The 20,318-nt window shown below is 65.0% G+C and carries 22 protein-coding genes; 12 read left to right on the top strand and 10 right to left on the bottom strand.

All coding sequences use genetic code 11. The annotated features are described in order from the left end of the window. Window positions 1–21: 21 nt before the first annotated feature. Window positions 22–1,986, bottom strand: a complete 1,965-nt coding sequence (locus BGO64_RS14425; protein ID WP_286700896.1) for an LTA synthase family protein — start codon at window positions 1,984–1,986, stop codon at window positions 22–24. Window positions 1,987–2,243: 257 nt separating this feature from the next. Here BGO64_RS14425 and BGO64_RS14420 point away from each other — a divergent pair, with 257 nt between their 5' ends. Both BGO64_RS14420 and BGO64_RS14415 read left to right on the top strand, forming a co-directional pair. Further along, window positions 2,244–2,522: a DUF2442 domain-containing protein gene (locus BGO64_RS14420; protein WP_203763959.1), complete on the top strand. Its 279-nt coding sequence runs from the start codon at window positions 2,244–2,246 to the stop codon at window positions 2,520–2,522. 117 nt (window positions 2,523–2,639) lie between these two features. After that, entirely contained in the window at window positions 2,640–4,256 is a 1,617-nt protein-coding gene (locus BGO64_RS14415) for an alpha-amylase family protein (protein WP_286700895.1), read from the top strand. A gap of 55 nt (window positions 4,257–4,311) precedes the next feature. Here BGO64_RS14415 and BGO64_RS14410 read toward each other — a convergent pair whose 3' ends face one another. Both BGO64_RS14410 and BGO64_RS14405 read right to left on the bottom strand, forming a co-directional pair. Beyond that, a complete protein-coding gene (locus tag BGO64_RS14410; protein WP_039039793.1) occupies window positions 4,312–4,842 on the bottom strand; it encodes an MgtC/SapB family protein in 531 nt (176 codons plus the stop codon). Between the two features lie 24 nt (window positions 4,843–4,866). After that, window positions 4,867–6,309: a RimK family ATP-grasp domain-containing protein gene (locus tag BGO64_RS14405; protein WP_286700894.1), complete on the bottom strand. Its 1,443-nt coding sequence runs from the start codon at window positions 6,307–6,309 to the stop codon at window positions 4,867–4,869. A 187-nt stretch (window positions 6,310–6,496) separates the two neighbouring features. Here BGO64_RS14405 and BGO64_RS14400 point away from each other — a divergent pair, with 187 nt between their 5' ends. From BGO64_RS14400 to BGO64_RS14385, 4 genes are all read left to right on the top strand, one after another. After that, window positions 6,497–6,970, top strand: coding sequence for a GNAT family N-acetyltransferase (locus BGO64_RS14400; RefSeq protein ID WP_124244417.1), 474 nt, complete (start codon window positions 6,497–6,499; stop codon window positions 6,968–6,970). Then, window positions 6,967–7,203 carry a DUF3624 domain-containing protein gene (locus BGO64_RS14395; RefSeq protein ID WP_041212265.1) on the top strand — a complete coding sequence of 79 codons (237 nt, stop codon included), beginning with the start codon at window positions 6,967–6,969 and terminating at the stop codon, window positions 7,201–7,203. The genes BGO64_RS14400 and BGO64_RS14395 overlap by 4 nt, the downstream gene beginning before the upstream one ends. A 42-nt stretch (window positions 7,204–7,245) precedes the next feature. Next, window positions 7,246–7,992: an SDR family oxidoreductase gene (locus BGO64_RS14390; protein ID WP_045523059.1), complete on the top strand. Its 747-nt coding sequence runs from the start codon at window positions 7,246–7,248 to the stop codon at window positions 7,990–7,992. Between the two features lie 224 nt (window positions 7,993–8,216). Continuing rightward, window positions 8,217–8,642, top strand: coding sequence for a hypothetical protein (locus tag BGO64_RS14385; protein ID WP_029313593.1), 426 nt, complete (start codon window positions 8,217–8,219; stop codon window positions 8,640–8,642). A gap of 81 nt (window positions 8,643–8,723) precedes the next feature. Here BGO64_RS14385 and BGO64_RS14380 read toward each other — a convergent pair whose 3' ends face one another. Beyond that, window positions 8,724–9,308 carry a hypothetical protein gene (locus BGO64_RS14380; protein WP_010672725.1) on the bottom strand — a complete coding sequence of 195 codons (585 nt, stop codon included), beginning with the start codon at window positions 9,306–9,308 and terminating at the stop codon, window positions 8,724–8,726. Between the two features lie 185 nt (window positions 9,309–9,493). Here BGO64_RS14380 and BGO64_RS14375 point away from each other — a divergent pair, with 185 nt between their 5' ends. After that, complete coding sequence (locus BGO64_RS14375; protein WP_161646596.1) at window positions 9,494–10,669, top strand: iron-containing alcohol dehydrogenase; 1,176 nt, start codon at window positions 9,494–9,496, stop codon at window positions 10,667–10,669. 147 nt (window positions 10,670–10,816) lie between these two features. Here the strand turns inward: BGO64_RS14375 and BGO64_RS14370 are convergent, their stop codons facing one another. The 3 genes from BGO64_RS14370 to BGO64_RS14360 form a co-directional block, all read right to left on the bottom strand. Beyond that, window positions 10,817–11,446 (bottom strand): glutathione S-transferase family protein, encoded by a 630-nt coding sequence (locus BGO64_RS14370; RefSeq protein ID WP_286700893.1) that lies wholly within the window; start codon window positions 11,444–11,446, stop codon window positions 10,817–10,819. Window positions 11,447–11,554: 108 nt separating this feature from the next. After that, window positions 11,555–12,823: an O-acetylhomoserine aminocarboxypropyltransferase/cysteine synthase family protein gene (locus BGO64_RS14365; RefSeq protein WP_286700892.1), complete on the bottom strand. Its 1,269-nt coding sequence runs from the start codon at window positions 12,821–12,823 to the stop codon at window positions 11,555–11,557. Window positions 12,824–12,962: 139 nt separating this feature from the next. Next, window positions 12,963–13,139 carry a hypothetical protein gene (locus tag BGO64_RS14360; protein ID WP_080767934.1) on the bottom strand — a complete coding sequence of 59 codons (177 nt, stop codon included), beginning with the start codon at window positions 13,137–13,139 and terminating at the stop codon, window positions 12,963–12,965. A gap of 100 nt (window positions 13,140–13,239) precedes the next feature. On the opposite strand from BGO64_RS14360, the gene sgrR reads away from it, so the two are divergent. From sgrR to BGO64_RS14345, 3 genes are read left to right on the top strand one after another with little or no spacing between them, the layout of a single operon-like run. Then, window positions 13,240–14,994, top strand: a complete 1,755-nt coding sequence (gene sgrR / locus BGO64_RS14355; protein ID WP_286700891.1) for an HTH-type transcriptional regulator SgrR — start codon at window positions 13,240–13,242, stop codon at window positions 14,992–14,994. A gap of 35 nt (window positions 14,995–15,029) precedes the next feature. Further along, entirely contained in the window at window positions 15,030–15,425 is a 396-nt protein-coding gene (locus BGO64_RS14350; RefSeq protein WP_010672731.1) for an acyl-CoA thioesterase, read from the top strand. A 30-nt stretch (window positions 15,426–15,455) separates the two neighbouring features. Then, entirely contained in the window at window positions 15,456–16,169 is a 714-nt protein-coding gene (locus BGO64_RS14345; protein ID WP_010672732.1) for a hypothetical protein, read from the top strand. 54 nt (window positions 16,170–16,223) lie between these two features. On the opposite strand, the gene BGO64_RS14340 is transcribed toward BGO64_RS14345, so the two are convergent. Both BGO64_RS14340 and BGO64_RS14335 read right to left on the bottom strand, forming a co-directional pair. After that, window positions 16,224–16,964, bottom strand: coding sequence for a lipase secretion chaperone (locus BGO64_RS14340; RefSeq protein ID WP_286700890.1), 741 nt, complete (start codon window positions 16,962–16,964; stop codon window positions 16,224–16,226). Beyond that, a complete protein-coding gene (locus tag BGO64_RS14335) occupies window positions 16,961–17,872 on the bottom strand; it encodes a lipase family alpha/beta hydrolase (protein ID WP_286700889.1) in 912 nt (303 codons plus the stop codon). The genes BGO64_RS14340 and BGO64_RS14335 overlap by 4 nt, the downstream gene beginning before the upstream one ends. 293 nt (window positions 17,873–18,165) lie before the next feature. Between BGO64_RS14335 and BGO64_RS14330 the strand changes: the two genes are divergently transcribed. Continuing rightward, window positions 18,166–18,591: a DUF2753 family protein gene (locus tag BGO64_RS14330; protein ID WP_286700945.1), complete on the top strand. Its 426-nt coding sequence runs from the start codon at window positions 18,166–18,168 to the stop codon at window positions 18,589–18,591. A 23-nt stretch (window positions 18,592–18,614) separates the two neighbouring features. Then, a complete protein-coding gene (locus tag BGO64_RS14325; RefSeq protein ID WP_286700944.1) occupies window positions 18,615–19,229 on the top strand; it encodes a superoxide dismutase in 615 nt (204 codons plus the stop codon). Between the two features lie 53 nt (window positions 19,230–19,282). Here BGO64_RS14325 and BGO64_RS14320 read toward each other — a convergent pair whose 3' ends face one another. Then, the gene (locus BGO64_RS14320) at window positions 19,283–20,221 is read right to left on the bottom strand and encodes a SanA/YdcF family protein (protein ID WP_286700888.1); all 939 of its coding nucleotides are present in this window, start codon (window positions 20,219–20,221) and stop codon (window positions 19,283–19,285) included. Window positions 20,222–20,318: the final 97 nt, after the last annotated feature.

Genomic DNA, 20,318 nt, shown 5'->3' with positions numbered 1-20,318 from the left:
GGTTTTTTTGTGGGCGGTCCCTCAGTTGAGAGCCAGCCGGCTGTCCTGCGCCGTCCGGTAGAGCCCCTGCTGATAGGCCAGGCTGCCCCACAGGACCAGCCCCAGGGCGGCATCCTTCATGGTGTCCGGCTGCTGCGCCGGGGTGAGCGTTTCGGTCGCATCCTCGTAGATGAAGCCTTCCGGCGCCCGCTCGGGCTGCAGGATCACCACGTCCTTGCCGCGCATCAGGGCGAAGTTCTTGTCGTACTGCATAATGGCGCGTCCCGGCCAGTCGGCGGGCATGCGGGTGAGATCCTTGCCCAGCATGGGGTAGTCGGCACTGATGCCCATGAGGGAGAGCAGGGTCGGGGCCATGTCGATCTGGCTGACGATGCGGGGGTCCTTTCTCGGTGCTATGCCGTCCCCCAGGATGACCCCCGGGATGTGGAAGCGGGGGATGGGCACCAGGCTGGCTCCCCCGACCCGGCTGTCGTGATCGGCGATGACCAGGAACAGGGTGTCCTGCCAGTAGTCCGATGCCCTGGCCTTCTTGAAGAACTCGCCGACGGCGTAGTCCGCGTACTTGGCGGCGTTGTTGCGGGTCTGCTTGGGCTGCTCGTACAGGGCGATGCGGTTGTCGGGGAATTCGAAGGGATCGTGGTTGCTGGAGCTGAACACCAGGCTGAAGAAGGGTTTGCCCTCCTTGTGCAGCGCCGCGAAGGTCTCGTTGGCCTTGGCCATCAAATCTTCATCCGAGGCGCCCCAGGATCCCTCGAACACCGGGTTCTTGAAGTCCTTCTGCTCGACGATGGTGGTGAAGCCATTGCCTAGGAAGAAGCTGCGCATGTTGTCGAAGTGGCTCTCGCCACCATAGATGAAGCTGGTGTCATAGCCTCGCTGCTTGAGCAGGTCGGCGATGGTGAAGAAGTTGGTCTGGCTCTTGCCGAGCTTGACCACGGCCTGGGCCGGGGTCGGCGTGAAGCCGGTGAGCACCGCCTCGATGCCGCGTACCGAACGGGTACCGGTGGCGTAGAGCTGCTCGAACGCCCAACCCTCTTTCGACAAGGCATCGATGTTCGGGGTGAGCGGCAGGCCGCCGAGGGAGCCGACGAACTGGGCCCCCAGGCTCTCTTGCAGCAGGATCACCAGGTTTTTGGGCTTGCCCTGGTAGCTGGCCGTGTTGAAGGTCTGGCTCGGCAGATCGGCAGAGGTGAAATCGCCGAGAGGGCGACCGCTCTCCTCACGGACTATGTCGAGTACCTGATGGTCAGCCATCTTGCCGTAAAACTGGCTGGCGTCCTCCTCGGCCCCCATCTGCTTGATGGCAAAGAAGAGGGAGTAGGCGGAGTTGACGGTGAGGGCGTTGACCAGGGGATCGTCGGCAAAGGCCACCATGGCCGGATTCAGGGCGCGATGGCCGAGACTGGAGCGGGCGCCGAGGAAGCCGACGGCGAGGATCAGCAGGGCGAAGGCGGGGCGCCAGTACCAGCGGGGGAAGCTTAGGTCACGCACCAGGCGGCCGCTCAGCCACCAGCCACCGCCCAGCACGGCGCCGCTGAAGATCACGGCCAGCAGCAGCTCGCCCTTGCGGCCAGCCCACAGCATGGAGAGCACCTCCTTCGGATAGATGAGGTACTCCACATAGAGACGGTTGGGGCGCACCCCGTATTCGGTGACGAAGGCGGGAGTGGAGATCTCGAGAAAGAGCATCAGCCAGAGCCCCAGGGTGAGCCAGATCCGGATAAGCTGCATCCAGAGCCGCCCCGACGCGTGGGGTCCGGCCAGCAACTGGGTCAAGACGGCGGGTACGCCCCAGACCCAGCAGAGGGTGGCAACGTCGACGCGAATGCCTTGCAGCAGCATCTCCTGCCAGCCAGAGACGGCATCCACCCGTTCCAGTTGCCAGAGCCCCAGGCCAAGGCGGCTGACGGTCAGGGAGATGAGCGCGATCAATGAAAAGACGGCGATGGGCCAAACCGGTCCCAGCCATTGTCTGATGGTGGTCATATTGTTCCTGCAAACCTGTTTGCGCCCAGTCCCCGGGCGCATTGTTGTTATGGTGCAGGAGTATGACAGTGGCACCTGGCAAAGGTTGCATGGGCATGGGGTATAAATGGAGAGGTTGGCACGTTTTATGATTTTTTGTGACGGGATGCAGGGTTCGAAGAGAGCATAAAACGCTGGGGAAACTGTGATCCTGCTGGCACATCGAGACAAGGGTCGTGCCTATAATGGCGCCGGATTTCTCAATCGGAGCCGAAGGGATGCCGGTCTTCATCGATGTGGAATATGTGCAGGGCTGGTCTCTGTTCGTGGTGCTCTCCGACGGCACCACAGGCGTGCTGGATCTTACCCCCTGGCGCGGCCAGCCGCTGTTTGTGGCCATGGAGACCGAGCGTCGCTTCGCCCGTGTCTTCATCGATGATCGCCATCAACTGGCGTGGCCCTCGGGCTTCACCCTGGCGGCCCACGAGGTCTACCACCTGATCCTGCCCATCGACGAGCGCGCCGCCTTCCCCGATCGCAACATGCATCGCTTCTGACATGCTAACTCGTTGAGTCAGGTAACGTTTTCAGTCACAGACCCGCGTCGGTCAGGTCGTTATCATGACCCCAGTGCGGCGCTTTGGGCGCCCATCCACCACAGCGGGAACATAACAATGAAACAAGGAACGTTGCGTCGTGGCGGCCTCATCGGGGCCGCCCTGTTACTGACGGCTTGCGGCAGCGGGGGAGGCGGTGGCAGCAGTGACCCCCAGCCCCCGGTGGTCAATCCGCCCCCCGCGTCGGCCAGCCGCGCCTGCTACGGCAATGATCAGCCAGCCTGCAACCTGCGCACCTACCAGGTGATGGTGGAGTCCTTCGTCGACGGCGACGGCAGCGCCAACTACAGCGTCGGTTACGGCCCCTCCCGGCACAACGGCGATCTGCAGGGGATCATCGACAGCCTCGACCACATCAAGAGCCTCAACGTCAACGCCATCTGGCTCACGCCGGTGTTTGACTCCTGCGCCGGCCAGGCCGGGGACGACCGGCTGGATGCCACCGGCTACTTCGCCTGCGACTTCTTCAACGTGGATCCCAACTTCGGCAGCAACGCCCAGCTTAAAAAACTGGTGGACGGGGCGCACCAGCGCGGGCTCTATGTCTTCCTCGACGGGGTGTTCGGCCACGTCAACAAGGTGGGGGTGAGCAAGCCTTCACCAGAGGGGCGGCTGCCTGCCCTCAAGAGCGGCGGCGCAGGCTACCCGGGTCAGCTGGTGGATTACGGCCAGCCCGAGAGTCTGGCCTACTTCAAGGAGGTGGCCCGTTACTGGGTCGAGCAGTACGGCATCGACGGCTGGCGCCTCGATCAGGCTTATCAGTTGGGGCTGGATGACTGGCGCGCCATTCGCAGCGAGGTGGCCCAGGCCAGCGCGGCGCGCAAGGCCGCCGGCCAGCAGTGGGGCACCCTCGGCTACATGGTGGGGGAAGTGTGGAAGGGCGCTGACGAAATCCGCGCCCAGGCCTATGGCCCGAGCGACAACCCGGCGCTCTCTTCGGCGTTCGACTTCCCCCTGCGCTACGGCCTGGTACAGGCGCTGGCGGTGGAAGAGTCCGGCAAGGGCGGGCAGGGGGCCAGCGTGCTCGACGCCAGCTGGAACAAGGTGGAGAACTACCCGGACCATGCCATGCCCAACCTGATGCTGGGCAACCACGACCTAGTGCGCTTCGGCGATCTGCTGGAGCGGGGCAACTTCAATGGGGCGGACTACTGGCAGCGCCACAAGGCGGCCTTCAGCTTCATGGCCGCCCGCTCCGGTCCCATTACCTTCTACTATGGTGAGGAGTTTGGCGACGAGGTGCCTGGCTTTGCCAGTCAGGTGGGGGGCGACTGTGCGGCCCAGGGGCTCTGCGATGATCACGTGGCCCGCAGCGATGGCAAGGTCCCCGGTGTCACCGGTTTCGTGCCGAGCAGCGAGCAGGCCGAGCTCAAGCAGTGGCTGAGCGACCTGCTGGCCCTGCGCGCCGCCCACCCCGCCCTCTATCAGGGGGAGCGGGTCAAGCTGGTGGCCGAGGGGAGCGTCTATGGCGACATCAAGCAGACGGCGGGCGAGCAAGTAGTCTACCTGCTCAACGTCTCCACCACGCCCCAGAGCTACGCCGTGCCGGTCGGCAAGCTGCGCAGCGGCAGCGCCCTGGTGGATCTGCAGAGCGGCGAGAACCTGGCCATCGGTGGCAACAGCGTGACGGTGGACTTGCCGCCCCTCACCGGCCGCTTCCTGCTGGTGCGCTGAGGGAGGCAGACAACAGAAAGGGCTCCATGATGGAGCCCTTTTTCATGGTGGCGGCTTACTTCTCGATGCCGCTGCCCAGATCGTCCCGGCGGGAAGAGACCGAGGGCTCGGCCCCGTGGCGCCAGTGTTCCAGCCGGTTGTGCACCCCGCGGCGCAGGCTCTTGAAGCTGGCTTCCAGATAGTCCACCCCCACCAGGATGGAGAGGGTGACGACGGTGAGCAGCAGCGCCTGATGCAGCATGTCCATGCCGATGAGGGCGCCGAGGGCGGCCAGCATCCAGATGGCGGCGGCGGAGGTCACCCCCAGCACCTGACCATCCCGGGTCATCATGACCCCGGCCCCGAGAAAGCCGACCCCGGTGATGAGCTGACCCAGCACCCGCGCCTGATCGGCGCCCTGAGGACTGACGGCGGCGCCGATGGCGAGAAAACAGTAGGTGCCGAGCACGATGAGGGAAGAGGTGCGGATCCCCACCGGCTTGCCGCGAAGCTGCCGCTCCAGCCCCACCAGGGTGCCACACACCAGACAGACCAGGATGTTCTCCCAGCCAAGGGGCGCTATGTCCCACCACTGCATTGTCATCATATCCACCTCTGCTCGCGATGCTTGTTATCCTGTCGCGCTCTGCCCCCGGTTCTCCAGCCGCTGGCGGAAGGCCCGGGCGAGGCGCTCGTAGAGGTCCTTTGCCTCCCTGTCTTCAATATCGCCACGTATCCAGGGGTTGTCGATGATTTCCAGCAACACGCAGCCCTGGCCCTGCTGGCGCAGATCCACCCCGAACAGGCCGTTGCCGAGCTGGTGCACGGCGCGGCGGGCGGTTTGCAGCACCCGCTCCGGCACGTCGCTGAGGGGCAGCGCCTCGATGCGGCTCATGTCGAGGGGGTGTTTGCGGCGACGGATGCGGTTGCCGGGTTCGGGTCGGTAGCGGCGGCAGGCGAACAGCGGCGAGCCGTCGAGAAAGCCGATGCGCCAGTCGAACTCGGCAGGGATCCGGCTCTGGACCAGCAGCAGGGCGGAGCGGGCCAGCCCCTCGTCCAGCAGGCGGGCGAGCTGGATGTCATCGCTGGCCATGGCGAGGTCGCGCCCCTGGGCGCCGTCGGGGATCTTCACCATCAGCGGCAGACCGAGGCGCTGCACCAGTTCGTCCACATGCTGGCGGCCGCGGCGGGTCACGACGGTGGTGGGGGGCATGGGCACGCCGCTGCGCACCATCAGCTCGTAGAGATAGAGCTTGTTGCTGCAGGCGAGGATGGCACGGGAGCTGTCGATGACCGGCATCTTGAGCTGCTCGGCACGGCGGGCAAACTCGAAGGTGTAGTGGCCGACCGCGGTCTCGGCGCGCAGCCAGAGGGTGTCGAACTCCGGCAACCGCTCGATGGCCGAGGGAGGCAGGATCTCGGCCTGGATCCCCTGGGCAGCGGCCGCCTTGATGAAACGCTCCAGCGCCAGGGCATCGCTGCTGGCGCGGCCGTCGTTGGGGTCGACCAGGATGGCGAGCTGGTAGCGTGGCGCCGTCTGCTCCTCGTCCCCCGTGCCCACCAGCGCCTGGGCGTGCTGCACCATCAGCGCCTTCTCGCTCGGGCTCAGCGCCAGCGGTGACAGGCTCTCCTGCTGGCGCACCGACCAGCCGTGGCGACCGCGCTTGAGGGTCAGCTCCTGCAGCGGCAACTGGCTCAGGCCGTAGTAATAGCGGGCGAGCCCCGCCAGCTCGCTCTGTTCGCACTGGCCGAAGATGGCGCGCACCCGGATCCTGTCTTCGCTCTGCTGGGCCAGCCAGCCCTGCAATTTGCGCCACAGCTTGGCGGGAGGCTGCTGGGGTTGCAGCCGGTTGATGGCCTGCAATCCCGGCAGGCAGTGGTGGCCGCGGGCCTGGGCCAGCAGGGAGCAGTAATAACCGGCCCCCAGGTGTTCCAGGCTGCGGCAGAGGTTGATGATGCGCGGACGCCCCCCTGTGGTGGGCAGACCGTGTTGCAGGTAGGTGCGGGCGGTCAGCAGATAGTCGGCATGGCAGGGCCAGTCGCCCGGCTCCTCGACGATGACATAGGTACTCATATTTTCAGGCTCCACAGAAAGGACTGCCAGAAACGGCAGGATCCCCAGTGGGCTTCGATGCACCGACAAGCACGACAATGGCGCGAGGGGAAACAAGAGGTTACAGTGCCTAATATTCTGCCTTGGTAACTTGTGATACAAGTCGCATTTCTGGTGCTGAGGATAAATAACCGAACAAGGACTCCCCGTGTTGACCGTGCGCGCCGCCCGAGCCGATGATTTGGGCGCCATCGTGAAGCTGGAACGCTACTGTTTTCCCCCCGAGGTCGCCTTCGGCCGCAGCCGCTGGCACTATCTGCTCAATCAGGCCAAGGGGCGCACCCTGCTGCTGCAAGACGAGAAGGCGCAGGTGATGGGCTATTTGAGCGTGCTGGAGCACAAAGGCTGGGATCGTCTCATCATCCAGACCCTCGCCATCCGCTGGACCGTCCGCCGTCAGGGGTGGGCACGCCGCCTGCTGGAGCAGGTGATCCGTGAAGGGCGCGAGGCCGGCTGGGGGGCGATTCGCCTCGAGGTCGCCGACGCCAACCCAGAAGCCAGGACCCTCTATCAGGGGCTGGGGTTTCGCCCCGGGGTACGGCTGCCCGATTATTACGGGCCCGGCCAGCATGCCCACCGCCTGGTGCTGGCGCTGGGGGATGAGCGGCAGGAGCCATCATGAGTTGCGAGGATTGCCTGGCCACCGCCATCAGGGCCAAGCTCGGGCGCTGCCCGGTCTGCGCCGCCCAGACCTTTCTCATCGGGGTCGTCGGCTGGCTGGTCTGGTGGTGGTGCGGCGCGGATACCTCGGTCAACGCCCTGACCGGCCTGCTGTTTGCGCTGGGGGGCTCGGGTCTCTTCCTGCTGCATCTGGCGGTGTTCGCATGGCGAAAGCTGGGCAAGCGCGACATATAACGTGCTGATTTTTCAAGAAGACAAATAACAATGGAGGTTCACATGATTGCAATGGTAACGGGCGCCTCGTCCGGCTTTGGTGAGGCCATCAGCCGCCTGCTGGTGAGCGCAGGCCACCGGGTGATCGGCACTGGGCGTCGCGCCGAACGGCTGGCCGCCCTGTCCGAGGAGCTGGGCGAGCAGTTCCTGCCCCTGGTGTTCGACGTCCAGGACAAGGCTGCCACCCGCGCCGCCATCGAGGGGCTGCCGACCGAATGGCAACAGGTGGACCTGTTGGTCAACAACGCTGGCCTGGCACTGGGGCTGGAGCCTGCCCACAAGGCAGACCTTGAGGACTGGGAGCAGATGATCGCCACCAACATCAGCGGCCTGGCTCTGATCACCCGGTTGCTGTTGCCGGGCATGGTGGCGCGCAACCGCGGCCACGTCATCAACATCGGCTCCATCGCAGGGACCTACCCCTATCCGGGCGGCAACGTCTACGGCGCGACCAAGGCGTTCGTGAAGCAGTTCAGCCTCAACCTGCGTGCGGATCTGGCGGGCACGGCGGTGCGTGTCACCAACGTGGAGCCCGGCCTGTGTGGCGGCACCGAGTTCTCCAACGTGCGCTTCCACGGCGACGACGCCAAGGCGGCCACCGTCTATCAGGGGGTGCAGGCCATCCTGCCGGAAGACATCGCCAATACCGTACTCTGGATCAGCGAGCAGCCTGCCCACGTCAACATCAACAGCATCGAGATCATGCCGGTGGCCCAGACCTTCGGTCCGCTCCACATCAGCCGTCGCTGATGTCATGACGAGCCGACTTCTGTCCACAAGAGGCGCCTTCGGGCGCCTTTTTTGATGGATCTGGTCGCACTCGTCATGGAGTGCAGAAGGAGGCGTGCTGTGACCCCGTGCTGAACCATCGGAAGAGGGGGGTACTCAAGTTGGCCTGCAATTTGCTGTCTCCGGCCCATGGCGGGGAACCCATCCCCGGAGCCGGCGAGGCCGGCAGTGAGCGTGGAGCCTTCATGGATATCAAACCCTATGGTCATCAACTCGCCCAGAGCGCGTCCCAGAACCGTGCCCTGGCGACCCTCAGCGACAGCGACGACAAGCAGAGCGGCTGGTCTCAGCAGGTCAGCCTCTCCAGTCAGGTGCTGACCGGCAAGGCGCAGCAGGCGCTGACCTACGAGCATCTGGCCAGGAACGGCAAGAACACAGTCCTGACCGGTGGCGTCAAGGATGCGCGGGTGCAGCAGATGGTGGACAAGGCCCTGGGCTTTGATCGCAAAAAATTTGACGATCTCGAGCGTCAGCTCAAGGGGATAGCGGATGACAAGACGCTCTCTGCCGAGGAGCGCGAAACGCAGAGCAAGGACCTGGCCGCGCAGCGCGATGCCATGCTCAAGGAGGCCATGGATCGCCTCACCGGCAAATCCGCCTCCCAGGCATGATGTGATTCAAACGGCAATCCTTGGGCGTTAAAGGCAAGGGGTTGACCCCTTGCCACGGGGCTGGCAGGCCGTGGTCAGGGTTCAGGGACTCTGGGGGGCGATGCCGATGGCGATGGCGGTGGTCTGCACGGCCTTGATCTGGTCCCCCTTGGCGATGAGGGCGAACTGGGCCGGATCCTGCACCTTGAGGGTCAGGGTATGGTCAACCCCCTTGACCCGGATGGTCTGGTGCGCCTTGTCCACGTCGATGACATCGGCATAGATGGTTACCTGCATGCCGGCGCCGGCTGCGGGTTTCTCCCCGGCGGCCGCCTTGCCCCCTTCTACTTCCACCACCCGTTTTCTCACCCCGGCGGTGCCCTTGAGCAGGGTCAGGTCCAGCAGTTGCAGATATCTCAAGGCCACGACATCTCCCACCTTGAGCTGGGGAAGGTTGGTCACCTCCTCCCCGGCGATCAGATCCAGGGTCTGCCCTTCGGCATTTTTCAGGCTGACCTTGCGGGTGGTCAGGTCGATGGCGGTGACGGTTGCCCTGGCCGTCAGTTCTTCGGCCAGACTGGCTTGTCCGGGGGCCACGGCCACATGGGTGGTGACCTCGGCGGCATAGAGCAGGGGAGGGGCACAGAGGGTGAGGGCACCCGCAATCCAGGCGTGCTTCAGTTTCATGATAGAGACCCTGTGAGTGGGAAAGGGACCCCGGGAGGGGTTTGAGGGGGCGACGAACTCGTCTGCCCGCTATCACCATAGCAAAGCCGGGCAGGAGCGCCCGGCATCGGCAGGCTGGCATCGTATTTTTGACGACAGGCTCCCGTTTTTGACCTGATGGCACGGCAGGCGCACAATTCCCCGGCATGCAATCAACCGAGGGCTCTGCCGTGTACAACTTCCAATATGCCAATCCCACCCGCATCTGTTTTGGTGAAGGCCAGATCGCCAGGCTGCCCGAGCTGATCCCGGCCGGCAGCCGTCTGCTGGTGCTCTACGGGGGGGGCAGCATCAAGCAGAACGGGGTCTATGAGCAGTTGACCCAGGCGCTGGCGGGCCGGGAGTGGCTGGAGTTTCCCGGCATCGGCGCCAACCCCCAGTACGATCAGCTGATGGAGGCGGTGGCTCTGGTCAAGCGCGAGCGCATCGACTTCCTGCTGGCGGTGGGTGGTGGTTCCGTGGTGGATGGCACCAAGTTCGTGGCGGCGGCGGCCTGCTTCGAGGGGGATGACCCCTGGGAGATCCTGCGGGACAAGGCCTCCATCAAGGGGGCGCTGCCGCTCGGCTGTGTGCTGACCCTGCCGGCCACCGGTTCGGAGAGCAACCCCGCCGCCGTGGTGAGCCGGGGGGAGGCCAAGCTCTCCTTCTACAATCCGCTGGTGCAACCGGTGTTTGCGGTGCTGGATCCCGCCACCACCTACAGCCTTCCGCCGCGCCAGGTGGGCAATGGCGTGGTGGATGCCTTTGTCCACATCCTCGAGCAGTACCTCACCTTCCCGGTGGGGGGCGAGGTGCAGGACCGGCTGGCGGAAGGGCTGTTGCAGGTGCTGGTGGACAACGGTCCGCGGGCGCTGGCGGAGCCCACCAACTACCAGGTACGTGCCAACCTGATGTGGGCGGCGAGCCTGGCGCTCAACGGCCTCATCGGTCGCGGCGTACCCCAGGACTGGTCCACCCACGCCATCGGTCACCAGCTCACCGCCCTGCACGGGCTGGATCATGCCCAGAGCCTGGCTGTGGTGTTGCCCTCCCTGCTGCGGGAGCAATCGGCCCAGAAGCAGGAGAAGCTGGCCCAGTTTGCCGAGCGGGTGTGGCACTCCAGCCGCGAGGACAAGGCGCTGCGTATCGAGGAGGCGATCATCCGCACCGAGCAGTTCTTCCAGCAGATGGGGGTGGGTACCCGCCTCGCCGACTATGGCCTGGATGCGCGCTGCATCCCGGGGATCTGTTCCAACCTCAAGCTGTTCGGCCTGACCGCCCTCGGGGAGCAGCAGGACATCGACCCCGACAAGGTAGCGCGGATCCTCTCTCACGCCCTCTAGGCCTGAGGCCCTTGGCCAAGGGGCGATCTGGACAATAAGTGCGGCCAGGATCCTCTCTCACGCGCTTTGATCATCTGGCTGACGGCCGGAAAAGAGAACGCCCCGATCATCGGGGCGTTTTGCTGGGTGTCACCGGGGCACCGCCGTTTATTCGGCGCTGCGGTCCAGCTCGCGCTCCAGCGCTGTCGCCTTCTGGCGGGCCGGGTGAGTGTTGAGTCGCTGCCAGTAAGCCTGCAGGTGCGGGAACTGGGCCAGCTGGCCGCTCTGGGCCAGGAGATCCACCAGGAAGGAGTTCAGGATGTCGGCGCCGGTGAGGCGATCGGCCACCAGGTAACGGCGGTTTGCCAGCACCTCATCGAGATAACCCAGCACCTTGGCGCACTCGGCTTTGGCGTAGTCCGGCAGGAAGCGCATCGGGCTGCCATCCTTGCGCACGAACATGTCGAGCAGCAGCGGCAGAATGCCCGAGCTCTCGGCGAAGTGGAGCCACTGCAGGTATTCGGGATACTCCGGGCTGTCGGCGGCCGGTGCCAGCCGGTCCGGGGCGTGGCGGGCGATCAGGTACTCTGTGATGGCACCGGATTCCGCCAGCACCCGGCCGTCAAACTCGATGACCGGCGACTTGCCGAGGGGGTGGACGGCCTTGAGCTCGGGCGGCGCCAGAAAGGTGGCGGCATCGCGCTGGTAGGCCTTGATCTGGTAGGGCAGGCCCAGCTCTTCAAGCAGCCAGATGATGCGCTGGGAGCGGGATTTGTTCAGGTGGTGCAGGACTATCATGGAAACCTCGACGCAGTGACGGAAGGCGGTGATACGCAGCGCCCCGGCAGCAGGTTCACTGATGGATGAAAAAGAGCGGGCGTGGTGCCCGCTCCTTCGTCGATTGGCTCAGGCCTCCAGCGCCTGATCCAGATCCGCCAGTATGTCCTCGATGGCTTCGATCCCCACCGACAGCCGGATCATCTCAGGTTTCACTCCAGCCTTGGCCTGCTCCTCTTCGCTCAACTGGCGATGGGTGGTAGAGGCGGGGTGGCAGGCCAGGGACTTGGCGTCGCCGATGTTGACCAGCCGCTTGAAGATCTTGAGGGCATCGTAGAAGCGCACACCCGCCTCGTAGCCGTCCTTCAGGCCGAAGGAGAGGATGGCCGAGGGGCGACCGGCCATGTACTTCTCCGCCAGCGGGTAGTGGGGGTGACCCGGCAGACCGGCGTAGCTGACCCAGGCCACCCTGGGGTGGTGCTTGAGGTGGTGGGCCACCCGCAGAGCGTTGTCCACGTGGCGCTCCATACGCAGGCTCAGGGTTTCCAGCCCTTGCAGCAGCAGGAAGGCGTTCATCGGCGCCAGCGCCGCCCCGGTATTGCGCAGCGGCACGGTGCGCACCCGGCCGATGAAGGCCGCCGGGCCGAAGGCCTCGGTGTAGACCACCCCGTGATAAGAAGGCTCGGGTTGGGTCAGCTGGGGGAAGCGCGCGGCATGATCCGCCCAGGGGAACTTGCCCGAGTCGACGATGACGCCCCCCAGGGAGTTGCCGTGGCCGCCGACATATTTGGTCAGGCTGTGCACCACGATGTCGGCGCCGTGCTCGATGGGTTTGCACAAGACCGGGGTGGCGACCGTGTTGTCGACGATGAGCGGCACGCCGCGGGCGTGGGCCACCTTGGCGAAGGCCGCCAGATCGACGATGTTGCCGGCCGGGTTGCCGATGCTCTCGCAGTAGACCGCCTTGGTTTTGTCGTCGATGAGGGAGGCGATGGCCTCGGCGCTGTCATCCTTGGCGAAGCGTACCTCGACCCCGAAGCTCGGCAGCATGTGGGCGAACAGGGTGTAGGTGCCGCCATAGAGCTGGGGGGTGGAGACGATGTTGTCACCGGCGGCGGTCAGCGCCTGGATGGCGTAGGTGATGGCGGCGGAACCCGCCGAGACCACCAGGCCGGCGATGCCCCCTTCCAGCGCGGCCATCCGTTGCTCCAGCACATCGTTGGTGGGGTTCATGATGCGGGTGTAGATGTTGCCCGGCACCGCCAGATTGAACAAGTCCGCCCCGTGCTGGGCGCTCTCGAACTCGTAGGCCACCGTCTGGTAGATGGGCACGGCAACGGCCTTGGTGGTGGGGTCGTTGGCAAAGCCGTGGTGCAGGGCCAGGGTCGCATCTTTCATCACACACTCCTTGTTGGATGTCACCATTATGGATGGATAGACGTCCAATCTAGCAGTCCTGGCGCCGATGTAAACCACCCATTCCGGCAAAGCAATGCCGGGGGATGGGGGTGACCGGATGGCGTCGGTGACGGCGACCTCAGAGACGGCGGCGATACTCCCTGTCGTCTATCTGGTGCATGTCCCACTGCATCAGGCGGTTGAGCTGCACCATGGGATCTTCGACCAGCGTCAGAGGGCGGGGCAGGATCCTCAGGAAGTAGCGACGAAGGGTTTGCTGGATCCGGTTCGGTTTGAGGGGGGTGGCATGGCTCATGATGGTGCTCCTGTGCTGTGGTTCTCACGTTCGCCAGCAGTATTGAGCTAAAATGCGGAAGTAAAAACTGATGACTTTCAGAGACAGGATTTCCTCTTTTATGCCTACCACCCGCCTTTATCAGCAATTTCAACGGCTCGCCCAGCAGCTTGGCTGCGACGAGCGGGAGATCAGCCTCGCCGAGGTGGCGGATCTGCTCTGCTGCACCACGCGCAATGCCCGCCTGCTGCTGCGCCGCATGGAAGGGCAGGGCTGGCTGTGCTGGACGGCAGAAGCAGGGCGGGGGCGGCGATCCCGCCTCACCCTGCTCGACAACCAGGAGAGCCTGACCCGGCGCCGATTGCGGGTTCTGCTGAGTCAGGGCCAGCTGGCGCAGGCGGTGAGGCTGGCCGAAGATCGCCTGGATCTGCTCACTCCGCTGCTTATCGAGCAGCTCGGCCAGGCCACCCGGGAGGGGCGCCAGATCCTGCGGGTGCCCTACTACCGGCCCCTGCCCGGTCTGTTGCCCACCGCGCCCTTGCGCCGCTCCGAAATTCACCTGAGCCGCCAAATCTTCAACGGTCTGACCCGGCGAAACGAGGAAAATGGGGAAATCGAGGGGGATCTCGCCCATCACTGGGAGTGTCTGGCCCCCTGTCACTGGCGCTTCTATCTGCGCCCCGTGGTGCGCTTTCACCATGGCCGCGAACTGGTGGTGGAGGATGTGATGGAGAGCCTGCAGGCCTTGCGGGATCGCCCGTTGTTCGCCCATCTAGCACGGCTGGAGAGCCGCTGGCCGCGCACACTGGACATCCATCTCGACAGCCCGGATCCTCTGCTGCCGCACCTGCTGGCCGAGCCGGTGGCCGCCATTCTGCCGCGGGAGCTCAAGGGGGAGGCGAATTTCGCCCTGCAGCCGGTGGGCACCGGCCCCTATCGGGTGAGCGCCAATGATCCCCTGCACCTGTGCCTCGAAGCATTCGACGACTACTTCGGGCTGCGGGCCCTGCTCGACGAGATCGACATCTGGATGCTGCCGGAGCTGGCGGAACGACTGGAGAGCCACGTCAGGCTGGGCAGCGACACCCCGGAGCTTGGCTCCATGCGCGGGGAGTCCGAACTGGAATCCGGTTGCTACTTCCTGCTGCAGGACGACAGATCGGTCCCCCTGCAGGACCCGGCCCTGCGCCAGTGGCTGACCCGGCTGCTCAACCCCATCGCCCTGATGGCCCGGGTGGCACCCGAGCTGCAGCGGGGCTGGACCAGCGCGCTGGGCCTCCTGCCCCACTGGCGCGAGAGCCTGCCTCTTCCCGAGCCCGGCCCGGTCAACCTGCCAGCTCGGCTGGTACTGGCCTGCTTCAACCAGCATCTGGAGTTCAACGAGTGCGCCAGCGCCATGAGCTGCCTGCTGGCAGAGCAGGGGATCCAGCTCGAGGTGCGTACCCTGGACTACGGGCGCTGGGTGAGCGGGGAGGATGAAGATGTGGATCTCTGGTTCGGCACCCTCAACCTGGAGCATGAGCACGCCTTCGCCCCTTACGCCTGGCTTCAGGGCACCCCCTTGCTGCGCCGGGTGTGGGGCGGCCAGCAGGCCCTGTGGCAGGGATTGACGCAGTGGCGCGCTCATGGTGAAGAGCCCGGCCCCCGCGCCCTGCTGGCCGAGGTGCAGCGCCAGAGCTGGTTTGTGCCGCTGTTTCACCACTGGCTGGAGCTGGAGAGCCGGGTCGGCGTGCACGGCGTGCGCATGACGGCCCTTGGCTGGTTCGATTTTCGCAGCGCCTGGTTAAAGCCCGAGCAGGTGACGCAGGAGCCGGAAACCGGCGGTGGCTCTCACCCCCAGGCAGGGACGCTTGAGTCGGACGGGTTGGCGCGCTAGCCTGTGCGCGGTCCTACGACAAGGAGTCGACATCCATGCTGGAAATGCAGATCCAACCCCGTTTTCAAGAGACGGACGCCCTCGGCCACATCAACAATACGGTGCCGGCGGTCTGGTTTGAATCGGCCCGTGATCCCCTGTTTCGCCTCTTCTCGCCCGAGCTGGATGTGCATGACTGGCATCTGATCATCGCGGGCTACACGGTGCAATTCAAACGGGAGCTGTTCTATGGCCAGATGGTGTCGATCAAGACCGGCGTGCGGCGTATCGGTACCAGCTCCTTCACGCTCTGGCAGGAAGCCTGGCAGGGCGGCGAGCTGGCGGTGACCGCCGAGACGACCCTGATCCATTTTGACTACCGGACCCGGCAGTCCATCCCTTTGAGCGAGGCTCACCGGGAGGGACTGAGGGTCTGGCTGGTAGAGAGTTAATCCGGCCTTCGGGCCCACCACAGGACACTTATGCGCACAACCGCGATCGCCCTGAGCCTCGGCTTGGGACTGGGACTCTGCTCCCTGCCTTCATTTGCCGCCTCCCTGGCCGAGCAGTTCACCCTGATGGAGAAGGGGGCCGACAGCGCCCTCGATACCCGCTTGTTCAGCCACGATGGCGTTGACATCAAGGCCTGGGTCGACGGCACGCCCGTCATCATCGCCGTGCCCATCCTGAACGAGCAGGGCAAACAGGAAGGGGAGAGCCGTTACTACTTCAAGGGCGGCAAGCTGTTCGGGGTGAAGGAGCCCGCCGCCCAGTTCGCCTTCGATGACAGTGGCAAGCTGACCCAATGGCTGGACGACAAAGGGCAGCCTGCGGAGTTTGTCAGCAAGATGAGCATGCAGCAGCGGGAAGCCTGGCTGACCAGACGGGCGGCCGAGCTGGGCGGGTTGTTTGCACCGAGCACCGCCGAGGAGAAGGCTGACAAGGGGGGCGTCAAGCTCAAGGGGGCCGAGCTCGCCCAGTGGCTCTGCAATGGCAAGCTGATGGCGCTCGCCGGAGGTGACAAGGTGACCTTCGAGCCGGCCAAACTCAAGAGGAGTGCAGAGGGCATCAAGGGAGAGGTTTCCCTGCGCCAGGAGAAGGGGTGGCAGGATCTCTGCCTCACCTGCGAGGTGCAGGGCAACCGGGTGACTCGCCTCACCTGGCAGCCGCTGCCGGGTGCCAACAAGCCGCAGTAAGGGCGGCAGCGTCACAGAATGGGGGCCCACTTGCGGGCCCCTTTTTCATGCCGGTTACTGCTCGTCCAGGGTGAGCCGGGTGAGGGCCTCCACCCGTCGCCACTGACCGGGCTCGAACCAGCGTGCCAGGATCTCCGGCTGCTGGCTGGCACGGGCCTCGGCAGGCAGGGGTCTGATCTCGGCCAGATAGCCGGCCAGCTGCTGCTCGAACCCCTGCTGGCTCTCTGCCAGCTGGTGCAACCGGTCTGCCGCCTCCGGTCCCAACTGTTCGCGCAGTGCGGCGTCACGCCCGGCTGCGGGGAGTTGCTCCAGAGCCTGCAGATCGCCGAGCAGGCGGCTGTTGGCCTCCGCCTCCCGAAACCACTGGGGCTGCTCCGCCAGCCAGAGCTCCAGCTCGCTCGCCAGCAGCGGCTTGTCGGCATCGCTGGCCTCCGCCAGCGCCTTGCGGCGCAGGGTCCACTGCTCCATCAGCCTGTCCTCGGCAAACAGCTGCTCCTGCTCGGCCGGGGTGAAGCGCTGCCTGCGCAACTGCTCGCGCTCGTCGAACAGCTTCTGCAAGCTGGCGAGGCCAGGATCCGTCGGCACCGTCAGGCTGCCCTCAGCCGCGAGAAAGGCTTCATGGCGGGCCTGCAGCGAGGACTTATCCGACGGCGGTGCGGCCTGCCTGACCAGAGGGGAAGCGGGCCCGGCATGTTGCGGCGAAGGGGCGGTTGCGTCAGCGGAGGGCCAATACTGCCAGCCCCCCAGCAGCAGGGCTGCCCCCAGCGGAGCAGCCATCAGCCATGCCCTGTTCATAGTCCCAGCCTCTGCAGGCGGTTGGCGTGCTGGCGATAGAGGTTGACCGGGTCGGTCTCGAACAGGTGGCGAATGCCGAACGACTGGTTCACCTCGTCCAGATGGTTCATGCGGTAGTGGGTGCCGATCACCTTGCCGAGGTGGCTGCTGCACACCCCGACCAGGCCGTCACTGGGCTCCTTGAAGAAGCTGCCGGTCAGCGCCAGCGCCGGATCCACCGGATCCAGGATGTTGGTCATGGTGCCGCGTCCGCTCCAGGAAAAGTAGTAGACCCCGTTGGCGGCCTGCATGGGCCCTTCGCCGCAATGTTGGCTCGGCAGCCCTTCCGGATAGCGCTGGTTGAAGCGTTGGGCGCCGGTGCTGGTGAGGGCGTCGAGGGCGGCGAGGGGATCCTGCGGCAGCTGGCTGCCCCCGGAGAGCAGCGAGATGACCCCGGACAGGGCCGAGGCGGCGGCCACCGCCAGACCTTCGGCCGCCGAGCCCGGCGTCACCTTGGCCCGCACCAGGTCGGCGATCTCAGAGCCATGGTTGACCCCGCCCACGCTGGTGGCGGAAGCGACCAGCTCGGGGGAGACCGAAGCGACGTAGCGAATGGTGGGGCCACCGTGAGAGTGGCCGATGAGGTTCACCTTCTCCGCCCCCGTGATGGCGAGCACCTGCTGCACCTGCTTGAGCAGCTGTTCACCGCGCAGCTCCGAGCTCTGGGTGGCGGAGACCTGGGCCACGTAAACCTTGGCGCCATCCCGGGTCAGGGCCTGGGGGATGCCGTAGAAGTAATCGACCCCGAGCAGCTTGTCGAAACCGAACAGACCGTGCACCAGCACTATGGGGTAGCGGGTCTGGGTATAACCGGCCCCCTGACCCAGCATGGGCAGGGCGCACAACAGCATCAATAGCCATCTTTTCATCTTCACCGTCCTTGTGAAAAAACCGGCTGCATTCTGGTCGTCACCGGGGCAGCCACCGGCCTCATGCCAGTACCGGCAGCATGGTGGCTGAACTCAGATGTATCTGTGGATGGGATCACTAAACCGGGGATTGCAGAAAAACCCTACCCATATGGGCAAAAAAGGCGGCACCAACTATTCCTTGTGTCTGCCCATCAAATAAGTTAAATAATAATTATTATCATTTTAGTGGTCGAGTCATGACGGGAACCTGGGTGAAGGGGTGGGTCGGTACCACCGGAGTGGACAGCAGCATGGCGCACTGGAAGGCGCAGACCCTGAGTGGCAACCGCCATTTCGATGCGGGGGAGTACGCCAGGGCGCTCGACTGCTATCAGCAGGCGCTGTGGCTTGCCCGCCAGCAGTTTGCCGACTGGCACGATGCCGACGAAGCGGTGGCGGCCCTGGTGGTGGCCCATCACAACCTGGCGGATCTGCTGGTGGCCATGACCCTGCCGGATCGGGCCGCCGACCTGCTGTGTCACATCCATGATTGCCTGCTGGCCACCAGCCAGTCCCCCACCAGTTCTGCTGCCCTGCGGGAGGCGGCTGTTCGCCATGCCCGCAGCACCCGTACCGAGCTGCTCGCCTTTCTGGGCAAACACGGTCATCACGACGGCATCCAGCACAGCCTGGGTCAATGTCTGTGTCAGACCGGCTCTGCCCATCAACTGCATTGAGCCCAACAGGAGAGACAATGAACATGAGCCATACCCTGCCAGCCCTTCCTTACGCCTATGACGCGCTGGAACCCCATATCGATGCAAAGACCATGGAGATCCATCACAGCCGTCACCATCAGACCTATGTCACCAACCTCAATGCCGCCCTGGCCGATCTGCCGGAGCTGGCTGCTCTGCCGCTGGAGGCATTGCTTGCCCGTATCGACAGCCTGCCGGCCCAGGTTCAGGGGGCGGTGCGCAATCACGGCGGCGGCCACGCCAACCACAGCCTGTTCTGGCAGGTGATGAGTCCGCAGGGCGGCGGCGAGCCAGCCGGTGAATTGGCTGCGGCGATCCTGCGGGATCTGGGCGGACTGGAGGCCTTCAAGCAGGCCTTTACTCAGGCGGCGCTGAGCCGTTTTGGCAGCGGCTGGGCCTGGCTGGTGGTCGATGGGCGCGGCAAGTTGCAGGTGGTGAGCAGCGCGAACCAGGACAGCCCCCTGATGGAGGGGCTCACCCCCATACTCGGGCTGGATGTGTGGGAGCATGCCTACTACCTCAAGTACCAGAACAAGCGTCCCGACTACATAGCCGCGTTTTACAACGTGATCGACTGGGATGAGGTGGCACGGCGTTATGTGGCAGCGCTGGCCTGATCGCCGGAAATACCGAGCCCAATAAAAGAGACCCGCCTGTTGGCGGGTCTCTGCTATTGAGGAGTCAGTGTGCTGCCAGTGGCCGGCGCCGCGCTGGCGGCAGCCGGATTATCCACGGGCGTAGCTTCGCTCGGCACGGCTGCACTGGTGGCCAAGGCACTGCTGGTTGCCGCCGCTGCACTGGTGGCGGTTGCCGCGCTCACGGCCGCTGCCTGCTTGGCTTTCGGCTGATGAGGGGGCGGTGCAATGGGCAGGCAGGGCTGGCTTGCCCCTATGGTGCTCAACGCCTGGCAGGGGACCGGGCCGCCGATGACGATGGGCTCGCCGAGGAACTTGGGACCCTTGTCCAGCACGTAGAGGTCCAGCAGCCCCATCAGGCGGGCGAACACCTCGCGCACCCGGGTCTTGATGCCCTGATAGGCGCTGGGATCCACGGCGTTGAAGCCGACCGCCTCGATGCCGAAATGGCGGGCGATGAAGATGGCACGCTCGTTGTGAAAGGCCTGGGAGACCACGGTGAAGTGGGCCTGACCAAATACCTCCTTGGCCCGCACGATGGAGTCCAGGGTCCGAAACCCTGCGTAGTCGCTGTAGATGGCGTTGGCCGGAATGCCGGCCTGGATCAGGGCCCGCCGCATCTGGCGCGGTTCGTTGTACTGCACGGTGGCGTTGTCGCCGGAGACCAGGATGTAGTCCACCTTGCCGTTGTTGTAGAGCTCGGCGGCGGCCTTGATCCTGTATTTGAAGTAGTGGTTCGGGCTGCCGCCAATCAGGTATTTGGAGGTGCCGAGCACCAGGGCGACCCGGTTGTAGGGCACCGCGTTGACGTCGTCGTAGGTGTAGTGACGGGCGTCCGAGACGGTCCACTCGCTGTAGCCAAGCAGGGCGGCGATGGAGGCCAGCAACAGGCAGAGGCAGGCGAGCAGGATCTTGGCAAACTTCTTCATGCGCGGTGCGGTTCGGGTCTGAAGTAAGAGAAGACAGGGGGCCATTCTATTACAAGTTGTTGTGGCGCGTCAGGTTTGATGGCGGCGCAGGGTCTCACTCGGGCAGAGGTTGTCGCAGCGTGCGCTAGGATCCCGGGCTTAT

It is taken from the genome of Aeromonas sp. 62-46, assembly GCF_001898585.1.
Lineage (GTDB): Bacteria > Pseudomonadota > Gammaproteobacteria > Enterobacterales > Aeromonadaceae > Aeromonas > Aeromonas caviae.
The sequence above is the reverse complement of the archived record's forward strand: the minus strand, read 5'-3'. Positions and strand labels throughout refer to the sequence as shown.

Bases quoted from the DNA above. Each gene is read 5' to 3' on its own strand.
- BGO64_RS14425 (WP_286700896.1), bottom strand. From the start codon at position 1,986: ATGACCACCATCAGACAATGGCTGGGACCGGTTTGGCCCATCGCCGTC.
- BGO64_RS14420 (WP_203763959.1), top strand. From the start codon at position 2,244: ATGCCGGTCTTCATCGATGTGGAATATGTGCAGGGCTGGTCTCTGTTC.
- BGO64_RS14415 (WP_286700895.1), top strand. From the start codon at position 2,640: ATGAAACAAGGAACGTTGCGTCGTGGCGGCCTCATCGGGGCCGCCCTG.
- BGO64_RS14410 (WP_039039793.1), bottom strand. From the start codon at position 4,842: ATGATGACAATGCAGTGGTGGGACATAGCGCCCCTTGGCTGGGAGAAC.
- BGO64_RS14405 (WP_286700894.1), bottom strand. From the start codon at position 6,309: ATGAGTACCTATGTCATCGTCGAGGAGCCGGGCGACTGGCCCTGCCAT.
- BGO64_RS14395 (WP_041212265.1), top strand. From the start codon at position 6,967: ATGAGTTGCGAGGATTGCCTGGCCACCGCCATCAGGGCCAAGCTCGGG.
- BGO64_RS14390 (WP_045523059.1), top strand. From the start codon at position 7,246: ATGATTGCAATGGTAACGGGCGCCTCGTCCGGCTTTGGTGAGGCCATC.
- BGO64_RS14385 (WP_029313593.1), top strand. From the start codon at position 8,217: ATGGATATCAAACCCTATGGTCATCAACTCGCCCAGAGCGCGTCCCAG.
- BGO64_RS14380 (WP_010672725.1), bottom strand. From the start codon at position 9,308: ATGAAACTGAAGCACGCCTGGATTGCGGGTGCCCTCACCCTCTGTGCC.
- BGO64_RS14375 (WP_161646596.1), top strand. From the start codon at position 9,494: ATGCAATCAACCGAGGGCTCTGCCGTGTACAACTTCCAATATGCCAAT.
- BGO64_RS14370 (WP_286700893.1), bottom strand. From the start codon at position 11,446: ATGATAGTCCTGCACCACCTGAACAAATCCCGCTCCCAGCGCATCATC.
- BGO64_RS14365 (WP_286700892.1), bottom strand. From the start codon at position 12,823: ATGAAAGATGCGACCCTGGCCCTGCACCACGGCTTTGCCAACGACCCC.
- BGO64_RS14360 (WP_080767934.1), bottom strand. From the start codon at position 13,139: ATGAGCCATGCCACCCCCCTCAAACCGAACCGGATCCAGCAAACCCTT.
- sgrR (WP_286700891.1), top strand. From the start codon at position 13,240: ATGCCTACCACCCGCCTTTATCAGCAATTTCAACGGCTCGCCCAGCAG.
- BGO64_RS14350 (WP_010672731.1), top strand. From the start codon at position 15,030: ATGCTGGAAATGCAGATCCAACCCCGTTTTCAAGAGACGGACGCCCTC.
- BGO64_RS14345 (WP_010672732.1), top strand. From the start codon at position 15,456: ATGCGCACAACCGCGATCGCCCTGAGCCTCGGCTTGGGACTGGGACTC.
- BGO64_RS14340 (WP_286700890.1), bottom strand. From the start codon at position 16,964: ATGAACAGGGCATGGCTGATGGCTGCTCCGCTGGGGGCAGCCCTGCTG.
- BGO64_RS14335 (WP_286700889.1), bottom strand. From the start codon at position 17,872: ATGAAAAGATGGCTATTGATGCTGTTGTGCGCCCTGCCCATGCTGGGT.
- BGO64_RS14330 (WP_286700945.1), top strand. From the start codon at position 18,166: ATGGCGCACTGGAAGGCGCAGACCCTGAGTGGCAACCGCCATTTCGAT.
- BGO64_RS14325 (WP_286700944.1), top strand. From the start codon at position 18,615: ATGAGCCATACCCTGCCAGCCCTTCCTTACGCCTATGACGCGCTGGAA.
- BGO64_RS14320 (WP_286700888.1), bottom strand. From the start codon at position 20,221: ATGGCCCCCTGTCTTCTCTTACTTCAGACCCGAACCGCACCGCGCATG.